We start from the raw sequence: 13,782 nt of genomic DNA, 5'->3' as shown, positions 1-13,782 counted from the left end.
CACGCCTCCGACCTGTGGGGTGCCGCTACAGGCCGAACAGGCGGCGCAGGCCGTGGTCGACCTTTGCGGCGAGTGTGGCCGCGATCCGCCCGTGACGGTGCCCGAACGCTGCCGGGTCGGCGAAACGAACGCGTGAAAGGTCGATGGTGCCGCCTCCGGCCAGATCACCAGGCAACGGCAGCAGGATTCCCGGAACGTCGCCGTCAGTGCGGTCGTGGATCAGGACGATCACGGGGTAGACGCGGCTGTACGCGGTCGCGCTGACCACCAGCACCCGGATGCGCCGACTGCCGAGGGCGTAGTCGTAGACATCGCCGCGAGCCGGTCCGCCGAACTGCCCTACCACTCGGCGTTGAACTCGGCGAACGCAGCAGCATCGTCGCCGGTCAACGAAGCGTGCCACGCGGCGGCTGCCGCGACAGCTCGGCGGTCCAGATATTCGCGGATCGCCTCCGCGACAACGGCGGACCGGTTGCCGCCGCCGACGGCCGTGTTGAGTTCGACGCCGAGATCGTCGTCCAACGTGATCGAAATGCTGACCGTCACGCCGCTGACACTATCACTGGTGCCTCTGTCAATGTTGGTGGCGACAATATCGATCTCCGGCTCGGCGGGTACGTCGCTGCCCCCGGGTGACGCGACTCAGAAGTCGCCCTCGGCGACCTGGAAGACGGTCAGGCCGAGGGCGCGCCACATCCTGACCACCTGCATCCGGTCGTCGAAGACCCCGACCACCCGGTAGCGGTCCCGGATCTCCCGGTCGAAGATCTCCCGTTTGACGACCGAGTCCCTGCGGGAGTCGCCGACCGCCCGCATGTGCAGGGCGAGGTACGGCACGCCGACGTGCTCGGCGAGCCAACGCTCGGTGGTGCTCCGGGCCGAGGCGTCCCGACCGGAGCAGAAGACGACGCCGTAGCCGGCGGCGTGCATCGCCCGTACCGCCGCGATCACGGCGGTGTTCGGCAGGTCCACGCCGACCCGGCTCATGTCGTACGGGCTGCGGTCGCCGAGCAGCGCGACGGTGCCGTCGATGTCGACCAGGACGATCTCCGGGGCGTCGCCGCTCGGCGGGGTGTAGACGGTGGCGGCGGCGCCCTGCTCGGCGGTCGGGACCGGCAACGGCAGGGTACGGCCGGCCAGGTAGCGCTCGTGCAGCCGACGGATCGCCTCCTCGCCGACCCGGTCCTGTTCGGGCCGTTCGGCGTCCCGGCGTACGCACTCCTCGACCGGCACGTCGGTGAAGTCGTGCACCTCGAACTCGGCCCCGAACCGGGCGGCGAGCTGCGCCCAGTCCCGCAGGGTGCGGGACCGCAGGTTGGTGTCGTCGACGCAGACGTCGACCCCGGCCCTCAGCAGCGCCTCGACCTGGGCCCGCTGCGCGACGGTCACCTGCCCCTCGGCCCACTGGGTGAAGAGCCGTTCGCCGTGCAGCATCCGGCGCAGGTCGTCCCGGTTCACCCGGACCACCGCCGGCTGCAGCTTCCGGGCGTAGGTGGTCTTGCCGGAGGCGGGCAGCCCACGGGTGGCGATCAGTCGGGTCATTCCTTCACTCACTCCTGGTCGGGGTTCGCGCTCGGCCGCCGTCGGCTGGCCGAGGGTCACTCCTGGTCGGGCTCGTGGCCGTGCGGCGTCCAGTCCGCCGACGGGCGTACCTGCTGCCAGAGCCGGGCACGGTAGTCCCGGCCGTCGAGGCGCAGGAACAGGTGGCCGGCGTCGGGGTGTCGGGCGGCGTGCGCGGCGAAGTCGCGTCGGGTCCAGCCGTCGGGCAGCCCGGCCACGATCTCACCGTACGCCTGCTCGATCTGCGCGGCGCGGGCCTCGACGGACGCGGTCAGCGCGGCCACGACGTCGCGGACCCAGGCGTGGAACTCGTCGGGCAGCGGCTCGACCAGGGCGGCGAGGTCGCCGTCGGTGACCAGCCGGTCCCAGACGGCGCGGGCGTTGAGTCCGAAGACCAGCCGGTGCAGCTGCAGGTACTCCGGATATTTGATCTTCACCCGGGTGTCGGTGTCCGGCCAGTGCACCACCAGCCCCTCCCGGCCGGGCCGGGGCGGCGCGGCGAGTGCCTCGGCCAGGGTCCGGTACGGCAGCCGTTCGACCACCGGTCCGGGCCAGTCGCCGACCGCCTCCGGTCCGTGGCTGCGGCCGGTCGCGATCTCCACCGTGCCGAGCAGCACCAGGTCGTCGAGGGCGCCGTAGTCGAGCACGATCCGGTTCGCCGGATAGACGATCTCGACGAGTACGGTCTGCCCGGGCGGCGGGGTGAAGTCCGGGTACCGGCCCTGGAGCACGGCGGTGGCGTGCCGGGCCTGGGCGGAGCCGAACGAGCCCCGGGTGGCGACGGCGTAGCCGTCACCGGCCGGGTAGACCACCCCGAGGCTGCCGTCCGCCTTGTCGGTGATCGCCGCCGCCGCGTCGAGCCGCAGCTCCGGCGCGCCCGGCTGGTCGTGGTTGAAGAACTTCCGGTACGGCCGCGCCACGACCGTCCCGGTCGGCTCGTCCACGATCAGCCCCCGGCAGACGAGTGTCTCCGGTGTCCAGTTGCCGGCGTAGACGCACGACTCGGTGTAGTTGTAGATCAGCAGCGGCAGTTCGGGGTGCCGCTGGACCCGGACGAACTTCTCGGCGATCGCCGCGTCGAGCGCGGTCGGGTCGAGAACGTCACGAAGCTGGACACCGGTCACGGCGGCGGGGCGGGTCACGGGGGTGTGCCTTCCGGCTGAGGGGGAATGCGGGAGGGGGGAGTGACGTTAACCGTCACGGATCAGCTGCGCCTCCCGATTTCGGGCCCGCCCGAACGGCATGGCAGACTGGTCAGTCGGCCACCGGTTCCGGTTCACGCCCGAGTCCGTCCCCGCCAGACACGCTTCTGAGCTGCGGGTACGGGTGTCGAGGGGCGACCCGGCGACCACTTGACGAAAGGACCACGGCGACATGAAGCCGAACATCCACCCCGAGTACGTCACCACCGAGGTCACCTGCTCGTGCGGTAACACGTTCACGACCCGCAGCACCGCCAAGGGCGGCGCGATCCACGTGGAGACCTGCAGCGCCTGCCACCCGTTCTACACGGGCAAGCAGCGTGTGCTGGACACCGCCGGCCGGGTCGCGAAGTTCCAGCAGAAGTACGCCAAGGTTCAGGCCAAGAAGGCCAAGTAGCTGCGTCGACGGCGCCCGTCTCCGGTACCGACCGGGGGCGGGCGCCGTGTCGTGCGCCACGGACCGGGCGGAGCAGTCGAGTAGAGGAGATGCGGGCATGAGTGCTGGTGGTGACCGGCTGGCCGGTCTCCTCGACGAGTACACCGAGCTGGAGCGGCGGCTAGCCGACCCGGGGCTGCACGCCGACCAGGCGACCGCCCGGCGGGTCGGCCGGCGTTTCGCCGAACTCGCCCCGGTCCACAAGGCCGCCGGTGATCTGGAGCAGGCCCGCGCCGACCTGACCGCCGCCCGGGAACTCGCCGCCGAGGATCCCGCGTTCGCGGCCGAGGCGGAGTCGATCGCCGAGACCCTGCCCGGGCTGGAGGCCCGGCTCGCCGAGCTGCTGATCCCGCGTGACCCGCACGACGCCAAGGACGTCATCGTGGAGATCAAGGCGGGGGAGGGCGGCGAGGAGTCGGCGCTCTTCGCCGGCGACCTGCTCCGGATGTACCTGCGGTACGCCGAGCGGCAGGGCTGGGTCACCGAGGTGATCGACGCCCAGGACTCCGACCTCGGCGGGGTGAAGGACGTCTCGCTGGCGGTCAAGACGAAGGGCGTACCGGAGGGCGGCAACGGCGTCTGGTCCCGGCTCAAGTGGGAGGGCGGGGTGCACCGGGTGCAGCGGGTTCCGGTGACCGAGTCCCAGGGGCGGATCCACACCAGCGCGGCCGGCGTCCTGGTGCTGCCGGAGGCCGAGGAGGTCGACGTCACCATCGACCCGAACGAGCTGCGGATCGACGTGTTCCGCTCGTCCGGCCCGGGCGGCCAGTCGGTGAACACCACCGACTCGGCGGTGCGGATCACCCACCTGCCGACCGGGATCGTGGTCTCCTGCCAGAACGAGAAGAGCCAGCTGCAAAACCGGGAACAGGCGATGCGGATCCTCCGGGCCCGGCTGCTCGCCAACGCCCAGGAGCAGGCCGACGCGGCGGCCTCGGACGCCCGCCGCTCCCAGGTCCGGACCGTCGACCGCTCGGAGCGGATCCGGACGTACAACTTCCCGCAGAACCGGATCACCGACCACCGGATCGGCTTCACCGCGTACAACCTGGACCTGGTGCTCGCCGGCGAGCTGGACGGCGTACTCGACGCGCTGGCCGAGGCGGACCGGGCGGCCCGACTGGCCGGCGAGACCGAACTCTCCCGTCGCTGATCCGACGCGCTTCAGCAGGCGGCGGCCCGTCTGGTAGGTGGCGGCCCGTCTGGTAGGTGGCGGCCCGTCTGGTAGGTGGCGGCCCGTCTGGTAGGTGGCGGCGCGGCGCGTTCAGCAGGCGGCGGCGCGGGCCTCCGCCTTGGCGCTGAGCATCCGCCGGTCGGCGACGTCGAACGCGGCGCTGAACGGGTCACGCGTGCCGACCCCGGCGGTCTGCACCTCGGCGAAACCGACACTCACCCCGACCGGTGTCCCGGGGACGATCGACTCCCAGTCCTCGGACCGGATCGCCGTACTGATCCGCCGGCCGACCTCGGCGGCCTCGGTCATCCCGGCGCCGGGCAGCACCACCACGAACTCGTCGCCGCCGTAGCGGGCCACGAAGTCGCCCCGGCGCATCACCCGGTTGATCACGCCGGCGACCCGTTGCAGCACCAGGTCGCCGGAGTGGTGCCCGTGCGCGGTGTTGACCGCCTTGAAGCCGTCCAGGTCGCAGACGCCGATGACGGCCCGCTCGCCCCGGCCCACCATGCCGGCCACGTACCGTTCGAGGCGGCGCCGGTTCGGCAGCCCGGTCAGCGGGTCGGTCAGCGCCTCGCCCTCGTACCGGGCGGCGGCCCGGCGCATCTCCTCGTGCTCGATCCGCGCTGCGATGCCGTCGACGTAGACGTCCCGGAGCCGGTCGTTGCGCCGGGTCGCCAGCCGGAAGGCGTACCGGTCGGCCCGGTGGGCGGCCGCGTGGTCGCCGGCCCGGGCGTGGGCCAGACTGCGGAGCCGGGCGTGTTCGGCCGAGCCGAGCGTCTCGGCGGAGACGTTGACCACGTCGAGCCGGGCCAGCGCCTGGGCCGACCGGCCGGCCGCGATCGCCAGGCAGGCCTCGCCGAGCTGCCGCATGTCCCGGGTACGCGCGCTGTCCCCGCCGTTGGCGAGCAGCCACGCCGGGTCGAGTTCCGGTCGGCTCGGCGGCTCGACCGGTGCGCCGAGGGCGGCCCGCCGGACCAGCGCGTAGCCGTACGCGGCCCGGCTGCTCGGCCGCAGCCGACCGGCGGTGCCGGAGCCGACGAACCGCTCCAGGTCGGCGCCGATGTCCCGGAGCACCCGCAGGCAGCCGTCGCTGTCGCCGTGGTGGTCGAGCGCGACGGCGTTGCGCAGCCGGATGCCGGGGGCGGCGAAGGTCTCCTCCGGGATGCCGGCGGCCAGACCCAGGGTGCGGGCCCGTTCGATCGCCCCGAGGGCGTAGCCGTGGAAACTCAGGTAGGAGTACGCCATCGCCAGGTCGTGCCAGCCCCAGGCGGTGTCCCGGTCCGGCTCGTCGACCGCGCTGAGCGCCCGGGCGCCCTGCACCAGGTGGCTGACGCAGCGGTCCAGCGCGCCCTGGTCGTGCGCGGCGAGCGCGGCGAGGGCGTGCAGGTGTCCGTGCAGGTACGGCTCGGTGACGTCCCGTACCGCGTCGAAGGCCCGTTCGACGGCGCTGGTGTACTCGGCGGTCCGGCCCAGGTTCAGGACCGCGGAGAGCCGCTGGACCAGCGCGTCGGCCCGGGCGTACGGATCGGTGGTGCTGCCGAGGACACGATCGAAGGCCACGCACGCCTCGGCGGAGCGACTGCTCTCCACCAGGGCACGGCCCTGCCGCAACGCCTCGGCCTGGTCGCCGACCCGGTCGAGCCAACCCACGCGGAACCTCCATCGGTCCAGCAGACCCGTCGGCCCGGCTGGACCCCGATGTCCAGGGGTGCCCGACCGGTCCGAGTAGCGGCGTCGGGACGGGGTGGCGCCACGGTCGTCCGGGAGCGGTACGCGGTGTTCCAGACGCGGAAACACACCCGGAACGAGATGATCCCCGGCCGACGTTTCATGATTATGTCGTGACCCACATTCCCCGGCATCCTCAGGAAGCGACGGATTGGACGCCGCCGTCCGTCGCGATCTCCGACGCGGCGTCCGCGCTGGCCGGTGCCGGGGTCGAGCCGGCCCGCGTCGAGGCCGAGCTGTTGGTCGGGTACGTCCTCGGCGTGTCGCGGGCCGCGCTGGTGCTGGCCGACCCGCTCTCCCCGGACCAGTCGCGGCGGCTGCGGGAGCTGGTGGCCCGACGGGTACGCCGGGAGCCGCTGCAGTACCTGCTCGGTACGGCGGCGTTCCGCTACCTGGAGCTGGCGGTCGGGCCGGGGGTCTTCGTGCCGCGTCCGGAGACCGAACTGCTCGCCGGGTGGGGGGTGGAGCAGGCTGCGGCTCTGCTTCCCTCGGACGGGCCTGGGGGGCGGGGCGGCCCGTCCCGCTCTGGGCGGTCAGGCTTGATCCCGTCGCGGGTCGGGCCGCCCCGCCCCGGGACGCCAGCATCCGGGGCGGCTGGGCCGGTGGTGGTTGATCTGTGCAGCGGGTCGGGGGCGGTCGCGCTCGCGGTCGCCCAGGAGGTGCCCGGGGCTCGGGTGATCGCGGTGGAACGGTCCCCGGCCGCGCTGACCTGGCTGAACCGCAACGCCGACGACCGGGCCCGGGCCGGTGACCCGCCGATCGGGGTGGTCGAGGGGGATGTCGCCGATCCGGAACTGCTGCCCGAGCTGACCGGCCGGGTGGACGTCCTGCTCTGCAATCCGCCGTACGTCCCGGACGGGACCGTGGTGGGGCCGGAGGTCGCCGGACACGACCCGGCCGAGGCGGTCTTCGGCGGCCCGGACGGGCTGGCGGTGATCCGGCAGGTGGTGGCCGCCGCCGCCCGGCTGCTGCGCCCAGGGGGCACGCTCGGCATCGAGCACGACGACACCCACGGCGCGGCGGTTCCGGCCCTGTTGTCCGCCGATGGCCGGTTCATCGACGTTGTTGATCATGTCGATCTGGTGGGTCGACCCCGGTACGTCACCGCACGGCGGGACGGAGCTGGTCCGGGACCGGACCGCACCCGTGACACGGTGGGCGGCGCGGCGTGGCAGACTGGCTCACCGTGATGCTCTACGACTGCCGGTCGGTGGCGGACCGGGACCGAGGCATCGCCGCGGCGATCGAGGCGGTCAAGAACGGCGAGCTGGTCGTGTTGCCGACCGACACGGTCTATGGAATCGGTGCGGACGCCTTCACTCCGTACGCGGTCAAGGCGTTGCTGAACGCCAAGGGCCGGGACCGGCAGCATCCGCCGCCGGTGCTGGTCGGCTCCCGGCGCACCCTCGACGGGCTGGTCTTCATGCTGCCGCCCGCCGCCCGGGAACTGGCCGACGCGTTCTGGCCGGGGGCGCTGACCATCGTGGTCGAGCACTCGCCGAGCCTGCAGTGGGACATCGGCGAGACGAACGGCACGGTCGCGGTCCGGATGCCGCTGCACCCGGTCGCCCTGGAGGTGCTCCGCGAGACCGGCCCGATGGCGGTCTCGTCGGCGAACAAGACCGGGCAGCCGCCGGCGGTCACCGCCGAGGAGGCGCGGGAGCAGCTCGGCTACTCGGTGCGGGCCTACCTGGAGGCCGGGCCGTGCCCGGACCCGGTGCCGAGCACCATCGTCGACGTGACCGGCGAGGTGCCGCGGATCCTCCGGCAGGGCGCGATCCCGCTGGAGAAGCTCCGGGACGTGGTGCCGGACATCGAGGGCGCGGACTGATGCCGCCGTTCACCGTCCTGCACGTCTGCATGGGCAACATCTGCCGCTCGCCGATGGCGGAGCGGCTGCTCGCCCTCGCCGTACGGGAGCGGCTGGCCCGGCGGGTCGGTGCCGGCGGCGGTACACCGGTCGACGCCACCCTGGCGGACCACCTGGTGCACAGCCACAGCGCCGGTACCGGCGGCTGGCACGCCGGTGAGGAGATGAACCCGCCGGCTGCCCGGCAGGTCCGGGCCCGGGGCGGCGACGTCGAGGACTTCGGCGCCCGCAAGCTCCGCTCCGAGCACATCGACGCGGCCGACCTGGTCCTCACCGCCACCGCCGACCAGCAGGAGTACGTGGTGGCGTTGCGCCCGGACGCGGCCGGCCGGACGTTCGTGCTGGGCGAGTTCGGCCGACTGCTGGCCGGGGTCGACGCCGGTACGCTGCCGCCGGCCGGGGACACCCCGGACGAGGTGTACGCCCGCGGCGTCGCCCTGGTCGAGGCGGTCAACGCCGCCCGCAGCCACGCCTCACCGCTGCCGGCCGACGATCTCGACGACCCGTGGGGTCGGGGCGAGCAGTGCTTCAGCCGGGTGGCGGACGAGATCGAGGAGACCGTCCAGCCGCTGGCCGCCGTACTCCTGCCCTGAGGCTCCGTACGCCGGGGGAGCTGCCGTCGGCGTCTGCGGGACCGTCGCCTTGCTGCCGCGTTCTAGCGTGACCGGATGACGGCATCCCGGGCGGCACCGCCGTCGGGCTGAGTCGTCCGTTGACGTTCCTGTTCGCGGTGGCGGCGGGAGTCGCGATCAGCAACCTGTACTGGGCGCAGCCGCTGCTCGGCCTCATCGCTGGCGACTTGCGCACCAACCACCGCGACGGCCGGCTGGCTGGTCACCGCCACCCAGGTCGGGTACGCCGCCGGATCCGCCGCCGCGGCCGTACTCTGGGCGGCGGGCGGCTCGACGGCGGTTACGAGCGCGGGAGCCGCGCTGTGCTGCGTCGCGCTCACCCTGTGGGCTCTGGGGCGTCGGGGTCCGCTGATCCCCTTCGCCGTGCGGACGGCGATCTGAGGACCGCTGTGTGGCCATGACGGACGAGCCGGGCTCAACGAGGACGGCCATGACTGGCCCACCTAACGATCTTGCTTGCGTTGAGTATGTGTCGGCTGCAGCCTTCGGCGTTGCCATCCGCACTACACGCATCTGCCGAGTGGAGTGCGTCTGATCATGCTGGCCCCCCGGCGTCGGGAACCGCTGGTTGCCGACGATCGAGTAGCTAGTCTGAACTACTTCAGATAAACTTGTCGCGTGGCAGTGCAGACCTTCCCATACAGCTCATTTCTCCGCGGACCCTCACAGGTCCTTCCGTCGCTGACTGACGCGGACGTCATCCTTGAACGCCGTGATGAGGAGAACCTGGTCCTCACCCGGATGGAGCGGTTCGAAGCCGTCGCGACCGGGCTTCGGATCGCGGCGCGGTCGCTGGCGATCCTCGCTCGACGCCACCGCGACCTCGCTGAGGAGGCTCTCGCTGAAGAACTGCCCTGGCTGTCCTGGCTGCCGGCCGAGGAGCGGCTCACCTGCGTCCGTGAACTCCTCGCGGATCTTGTCGCCGGGGCCGACACCGGCCTGCTGACGCCGTTCGCGCGAAACCTCGCTTCCTGGCGGTCCACCGCCGAAGCCTGGTCCGACCCGCGCCTGGCCCGCGAACTTCAAGGGCCCTTCGACGGCGACGGCCCCGTCATCGACCGCCCCGTCGAGGACGCCGCGTGACCGGACGGGGCGCCGAGATCCCACGACCGAAACCATGGACGGTCCGCGCCGCCGATCGTCAGGCATACCAGGGGTGGCAGCGCCTGCTGACCGTCATACCCGGCAACCTTGACCGGGCATGGGTCGCGTTGACCAGTGACCCCCGCCAGATCGATCAGCGCCAGCACCCGTTGAAAGGCGCGCTCGGGTTCGTCAAGGTCGGCGGGGCGACACTTGAGTAGTGGCAGTACGAGGTTACCGGAGGCGGTCGGATCTGGTACGCCATCAACGACGACACTCGGACCCTGTGGATCACCCGAGCCGGTACCGGTCACCCGAAGCAGACCGACACCCACCGACGTTGACGACATCGTTCTGGTCGGCCGCCGCATCCCCCGCCCACCAACGCGCTGCTATCGATAACCAGGTAGCCGGCCGAGTCCCGGACGCAAAGCCGCCATCGAAGCACTCATCGCCAAAGTCCAACTCGCCGACCAGGCGTTGGTCACCCGTCGCAGCGCCGCCAGACTGATCCGGATCCGCGAACAGCACCGGCGGCTGCGGCCCGATCACCCGACCGTCACTCGTGGATCATGAGGGCCAGGGCGGTGGCCCCCTGCTGCCGATCCTCCGCCAACATCGACGCTGTCCTCGGTTCTCGCACCACCACGATCGGCGTGCGACGCTTCGTCCCCGACATGCTCAGAACAACGAAGGCCCCGGCCGTACGGGAACGAGACCCGCCGCCGACGCCGCCAACCACACCAACTCGCAGGGCTTCCTCTCGGCGAGGATGCACTGTCATGCTTGATATGCAGGTAATCGTCGTTGGTCAGTTGGGCGGAGGCGTGGTCGTCGTTCAGCTGGGACGCCGGGCTGAGGGCGGTCGTCCGACAGCGGGGTCAAGCGCGTCGCGAACACGCTGGCCGAGGTGCGCGTCGGGAACGTCAAAGGTAACCGACGTCCGTCGAGGCGGACGCGACGTGCACCCGATAGCCCCAGTGCTGCAGAACCTGGACGACCTTTGTGGCACCGGCCGGGTTGGCGGAGTGGACGTGGATGACGCCGATGTCGAACCGGCGATCCTCGAAGGCTGCCCGTTCCAACACCTCCACGACCGGCCAGATCGTGTCGTCCCCACCCAGGTCGTGGTCCAGCCACAACTCGTCCAGCCGCCGATCCCGGTACTGGTCGAGGAGTTGGACCCCGGCCGCACTGGTACGGGCCACCTCCGCACGGCGGCCGTCCACGAAGCAACGGAGGTCGTCAACCAGGATGATCCTGGTCTCGCTGGCATCCATTCGGAGATGATGACTGGTTCCGTCGTGACTCGGCGTCCGGATTATTTGCCGGCCCCGGGGCGTGGCGCCGTTCCGTCACCCGACGAACCGCCTGCGCTCCCGGTCGGGTCCGTCATCCCCGTCCCGGGCGGGGGACGGGTCGGGTAGCCGGCGGCGATGCGGCGGGCGAGGGCGCCGACGATCAGGCGGCGTTCGGGTACCCAGCCGAGGAACCGGGCATGCAGGGCGGCCGGGTCCGGCCCCGGGTTCGGGTGAAGCTTGTAAAGATCCTCGGTCGCCTCGTAGAGACAGATCCCGAGGTAGACGAAGAGCGCCAGCGGGTCGAGGCGGAACTGTGCCGGTAGCAGGGTCCTGGCCGTCCGGCACGGCCACTCGTCGTGGCAGGCGCGGCACGTCCACCGGGGGCGCTGCGGCACGTGTTCCCGGTCGGGGTCGTCGAGTCGCCTCAGGTTCCGCATCACGACCACACCCATCTCAGCGTGTGTTGCCGGCGGCGGTGCGGCTGTGGGCGCCGGCTCGGGCCTGTTGGGCCGGGGTGAGCCGGCCGGCCCGCCCGACCCGGTGGCCGAAGCCGGTCGGCCCGTCCCACGCCGGCCGCTGGTTGCGCCCGGAGATCACGGTCGGGACGTTCCACACCACTCGCTGATTGCGCGATCGTTTCGGTGTCGGATCGGGATTGAACGGCATTGGTACGACGGGTACCGCGTCCGGACATGCCCAGCGGAATCCGCACCAGCAGTACCGCCAGAGTCGGCGCCAGTCCCTCCGGTGTTCTTTCACAATGCGACCGCCTCTCGGAAGCTCCTGAATGTGTGGAGGCGGGGACCGCCGCGCCCGCCACCGGCGTCACCGGGGGGGTGGTGACGCTGGTACGGACCTTGCCGGTGGGCGGCCCCCGCCGACGGAGTACGACCCACGGGGAAACGCGAGGGGGACGATTCTCCCGGCGGGTTGGGCCTTGGCAACTCCGTCGATATCCACTCTGGATCCGTCTCGCCATCAACGGAACAATCTCGATGGGGGCAGGGAAGCCGTAGGCACGCCGAGGTAAATGACCATGAGGGCCGGAGTGATTTGGGGGATGTGAAGACCTATGTCTGCGAGTCAATATCTGATAAAGGAGCTTCGCTGGGCGCGGGAGACTCTCGGGCTGACCCAGGAGGCGTGGGGCGAGCGGATCCACTTCTCCGCCAAGCACGTCGGCGCGGTGGAGCGCGGTGAGCGGCCCGCACTGCTGGGCTATCTGACGGCGGTGGACCGCGCGTTCGGGACCGCGCTGATGGAGTTCTACCGGCTGTTCGTGACGGGAGAACACGTCCCGGTCTGGTACCGACCGTTTGTCGAGTACGAGGGTCGGGCGACCCTGCTCCGGGTCTATCACCCGCTGCTGGTCCCGGGGATCCTGCAGACCGAGGCGTACGCCCGGGCCGTCCTGACGGGATACCGCTTCCAACCGGACATCGTGGAGGGCATGCTGGCGACCCGGCTGGGCCGGCAGGAGATCCTGCGCCGCCGGCCCGACCCGTGCCAGTTGGTGGCGGTGCTGGACGAGGGGGTGTTGCACCGCCGGGTCGGCGACGCCGAGGTGATGCGTGACCAACTCAAGGCTCTGGTGGCAGCCTGCGAGCAGCCCAACGTGCGGGTGCAGGTGGTGCCGTTCGACGCCGGTGCCTATGTGGGGCTCGATGGCCCGCTGGCGATCGCGAGCGTGGACGGCCGGTCGGTCGGCTTCCTGGAGGGGTACCTGAAGGGCCGGGTGGTGGAGAGCCCGGACGCGGCTACGGATCTGGAAGGCGCCTGGGAGGCGATCCGGGACTACGCTCTGCCCAGTCACCAGAGCCTGGAAATGATCACGAGGGCGGCGGAGAGATGGACCTGAACACCACCCCGAACTGGCGCAAGTCGTCGCGTAGCGACAGTGGATCCTGCGTGGAGGTGGCGGACAACCTGGCCGGTGTGGTGCTGGTGCGGGACACCAAGGATCGGGACGGCGGGACGTTGAGCTTCGGCCCGGCCGCATGGCGGGCGTTCGTCAACCTGGCCAAGGCGCAGCGCTGACGTTGCCGGCCACCCGCCCCGGCCGTCTGTTGTCGTCCGGGGGGCCGACTCGGCGCATCGGGGCTCGGGGACGCATGGTAAGCGGTGAGCTGTCATGTACGGGGCGCCGCCGAGTCCCCGGACCCGATGATGATCTGAGCACTATGGCCCTTACCCGGGCGGGTTAGGGTCCGTAGCGCTCAGATCAACAACAGCGGAGCTGGCGTGGTGCTGATCCGGGACACCAGGGACCGGGATGGCGGGACCGACCCGCCACCATCTTGTCCGTCACCGGGCCAGTGAATCTCGGTACGCACCTGTGGCGTTCGCCCCCGGGCATGGTCGATGGCAACCGTCCACCACCAGCCGATGTGCCAGGTGATCCACCCGATCGTCGGGACGGGGATCGGGCCAGGTTCGACGTCCGCCCAGTCCGGTCCAGCCGCCGTCGGCGCCGGGACGCACGGCCCAGCAGTGCGGGGCGGGCTCCCACCGGAAGTCTGTCGGCTCCAGCCGTTCCAGGTGGTACTCGAACAGCGACCAGGTCAGATCGAACTGCCAACACGCAGCAGGTCGCGACGGGAAACAGACACTCGGCGACCTCGCCACACCCGAATGTGCCGGACCGAGTGGATTTCTTCATCGGCCGGGCCCTGTCTGTCAGGGTGAGTTGAGGCCAGCGGCTCATAGCAAGTCCGTCGGACAGGGCGAGTTCAGGATCGAGAAGCGTTGAATACTGTTGTTGGCGTGGTGACGGCCCAGGATGGGGTCATGAGT

Annotated in this window: 18 protein-coding genes; 9 read left to right on the top strand and 9 right to left on the bottom strand. The window is 71.3% G+C overall.

Features of this window, described 5'->3' with window-relative positions:
* Positions 1-25: 25 nt before the first annotated feature.
* The 4 genes from ABGB21_RS08330 to ABGB21_RS08315 form a co-directional block, all read right to left on the bottom strand.
* On the bottom strand, positions 26-268 hold the full coding sequence (locus ABGB21_RS08330; protein WP_347651103.1) for a hypothetical protein: 243 nt from the start codon (positions 266-268) through the stop codon (positions 26-28).
* A gap of 71 nt (positions 269-339) precedes the next feature.
* Entirely contained in the window at positions 340-546 is a 207-nt protein-coding gene (locus ABGB21_RS08325) for a ribbon-helix-helix domain-containing protein (RefSeq protein WP_347651102.1), read from the bottom strand.
* Between the two features lie 96 nt (positions 547-642).
* On the bottom strand, positions 643-1,542 hold the full coding sequence (locus tag ABGB21_RS08320; RefSeq protein WP_347651101.1) for an AAA family ATPase: 900 nt from the start codon (positions 1,540-1,542) through the stop codon (positions 643-645).
* 56 nt (positions 1,543-1,598) lie between these two features.
* Entirely contained in the window at positions 1,599-2,702 is a 1,104-nt protein-coding gene (locus ABGB21_RS08315; protein WP_347651100.1) for an RNA ligase, read from the bottom strand.
* Positions 2,703-2,934: 232 nt separating this feature from the next.
* On the opposite strand from ABGB21_RS08315, the gene rpmE reads away from it, so the two are divergent.
* Together rpmE and prfA are read left to right on the top strand one after the other, a co-directional pair.
* Positions 2,935-3,159 carry a 50S ribosomal protein L31 gene (rpmE, locus tag ABGB21_RS08310; protein ID WP_120780597.1) on the top strand — a complete coding sequence of 75 codons (225 nt, stop codon included), beginning with the start codon at positions 2,935-2,937 and terminating at the stop codon, positions 3,157-3,159.
* A 97-nt stretch (positions 3,160-3,256) separates the two neighbouring features.
* The gene (gene prfA / locus ABGB21_RS08305) at positions 3,257-4,351 is read left to right on the top strand and encodes a peptide chain release factor 1 (protein ID WP_347651099.1); all 1,095 of its coding nucleotides are present in this window, start codon (positions 3,257-3,259) and stop codon (positions 4,349-4,351) included.
* A gap of 111 nt (positions 4,352-4,462) precedes the next feature.
* Here prfA and ABGB21_RS08300 read toward each other — a convergent pair whose 3' ends face one another.
* Complete coding sequence (locus ABGB21_RS08300; RefSeq protein ID WP_347651098.1) at positions 4,463-6,025, bottom strand: GGDEF domain-containing protein; 1,563 nt, start codon at positions 6,023-6,025, stop codon at positions 4,463-4,465.
* 191 nt (positions 6,026-6,216) lie between these two features.
* Between ABGB21_RS08300 and prmC the strand changes: the two genes are divergently transcribed.
* From prmC to ABGB21_RS08285, 3 genes are read left to right on the top strand one after another with little or no spacing between them, the layout of a single operon-like run.
* Positions 6,217-7,293: a peptide chain release factor N(5)-glutamine methyltransferase gene (gene prmC / locus ABGB21_RS08295; RefSeq protein ID WP_347651097.1), complete on the top strand. Its 1,077-nt coding sequence runs from the start codon at positions 6,217-6,219 to the stop codon at positions 7,291-7,293.
* Positions 7,293-7,934, top strand: a complete 642-nt coding sequence (locus ABGB21_RS08290; protein WP_347651341.1) for an L-threonylcarbamoyladenylate synthase — start codon at positions 7,293-7,295, stop codon at positions 7,932-7,934. Before prmC ends, ABGB21_RS08290 begins: the two co-directional genes overlap by 1 nt.
* Complete coding sequence (locus ABGB21_RS08285) at positions 7,934-8,566, top strand: phosphotyrosine protein phosphatase (RefSeq protein WP_347651096.1); 633 nt, start codon at positions 7,934-7,936, stop codon at positions 8,564-8,566. The genes ABGB21_RS08290 and ABGB21_RS08285 overlap by 1 nt, the downstream gene beginning before the upstream one ends.
* 62 nt (positions 8,567-8,628) lie before the next feature.
* Here ABGB21_RS08285 and ABGB21_RS08280 read toward each other — a convergent pair whose 3' ends face one another.
* Positions 8,629-8,925, bottom strand: a complete 297-nt coding sequence (locus ABGB21_RS08280; RefSeq protein WP_347651095.1) for a hypothetical protein — start codon at positions 8,923-8,925, stop codon at positions 8,629-8,631.
* Between the two features lie 298 nt (positions 8,926-9,223).
* On the opposite strand from ABGB21_RS08280, the gene ABGB21_RS08275 reads away from it, so the two are divergent.
* Both ABGB21_RS08275 and ABGB21_RS08270 read left to right on the top strand, forming a co-directional pair.
* Positions 9,224-9,688: a hypothetical protein gene (locus ABGB21_RS08275; protein ID WP_347651094.1), complete on the top strand. Its 465-nt coding sequence runs from the start codon at positions 9,224-9,226 to the stop codon at positions 9,686-9,688.
* Positions 9,685-9,909, top strand: a complete 225-nt coding sequence (locus ABGB21_RS08270) for a hypothetical protein (protein WP_347677189.1) — start codon at positions 9,685-9,687, stop codon at positions 9,907-9,909. The genes ABGB21_RS08275 and ABGB21_RS08270 overlap by 4 nt, the downstream gene beginning before the upstream one ends.
* A 705-nt stretch (positions 9,910-10,614) precedes the next feature.
* Here the strand turns inward: ABGB21_RS08270 and ABGB21_RS08265 are convergent.
* From ABGB21_RS08265 to ABGB21_RS08255, 3 genes are read right to left on the bottom strand one after another with little or no spacing between them, the layout of a single operon-like run.
* A complete protein-coding gene (locus ABGB21_RS08265) occupies positions 10,615-10,968 on the bottom strand; it encodes a cyclic-phosphate processing receiver domain-containing protein (RefSeq protein ID WP_347651092.1) in 354 nt (117 codons plus the stop codon).
* 41 nt (positions 10,969-11,009) lie between these two features.
* Positions 11,010-11,426: a hypothetical protein gene (locus ABGB21_RS08260; RefSeq protein WP_347677187.1), complete on the bottom strand. Its 417-nt coding sequence runs from the start codon at positions 11,424-11,426 to the stop codon at positions 11,010-11,012.
* Between the two features lie 16 nt (positions 11,427-11,442).
* Entirely contained in the window at positions 11,443-11,607 is a 165-nt protein-coding gene (locus ABGB21_RS08255) for a hypothetical protein (protein WP_347651091.1), read from the bottom strand.
* Positions 11,608-12,061: 454 nt separating this feature from the next.
* On the opposite strand from ABGB21_RS08255, the gene ABGB21_RS08250 reads away from it, so the two are divergent.
* Positions 12,062-12,847 (top strand): helix-turn-helix transcriptional regulator, encoded by a 786-nt coding sequence (locus ABGB21_RS08250; protein ID WP_347651090.1) that lies wholly within the window; start codon positions 12,062-12,064, stop codon positions 12,845-12,847.
* Complete coding sequence (locus ABGB21_RS08245; RefSeq protein ID WP_347651089.1) at positions 12,838-13,026, top strand: DUF397 domain-containing protein; 189 nt, start codon at positions 12,838-12,840, stop codon at positions 13,024-13,026. Before ABGB21_RS08250 ends, ABGB21_RS08245 begins: the two co-directional genes overlap by 10 nt.
* The last annotated feature ends 756 nt before the right edge of the window (positions 13,027-13,782 follow it).

The sequence above is a fragment of the Plantactinospora sp. B24E8 genome, assembly GCF_039871735.1.
Taxonomy (GTDB): Bacteria; Actinomycetota; Actinomycetes; order Mycobacteriales; family Micromonosporaceae; genus Plantactinospora.
This window is presented reverse-complemented; position numbering and strand designations above follow the sequence as displayed.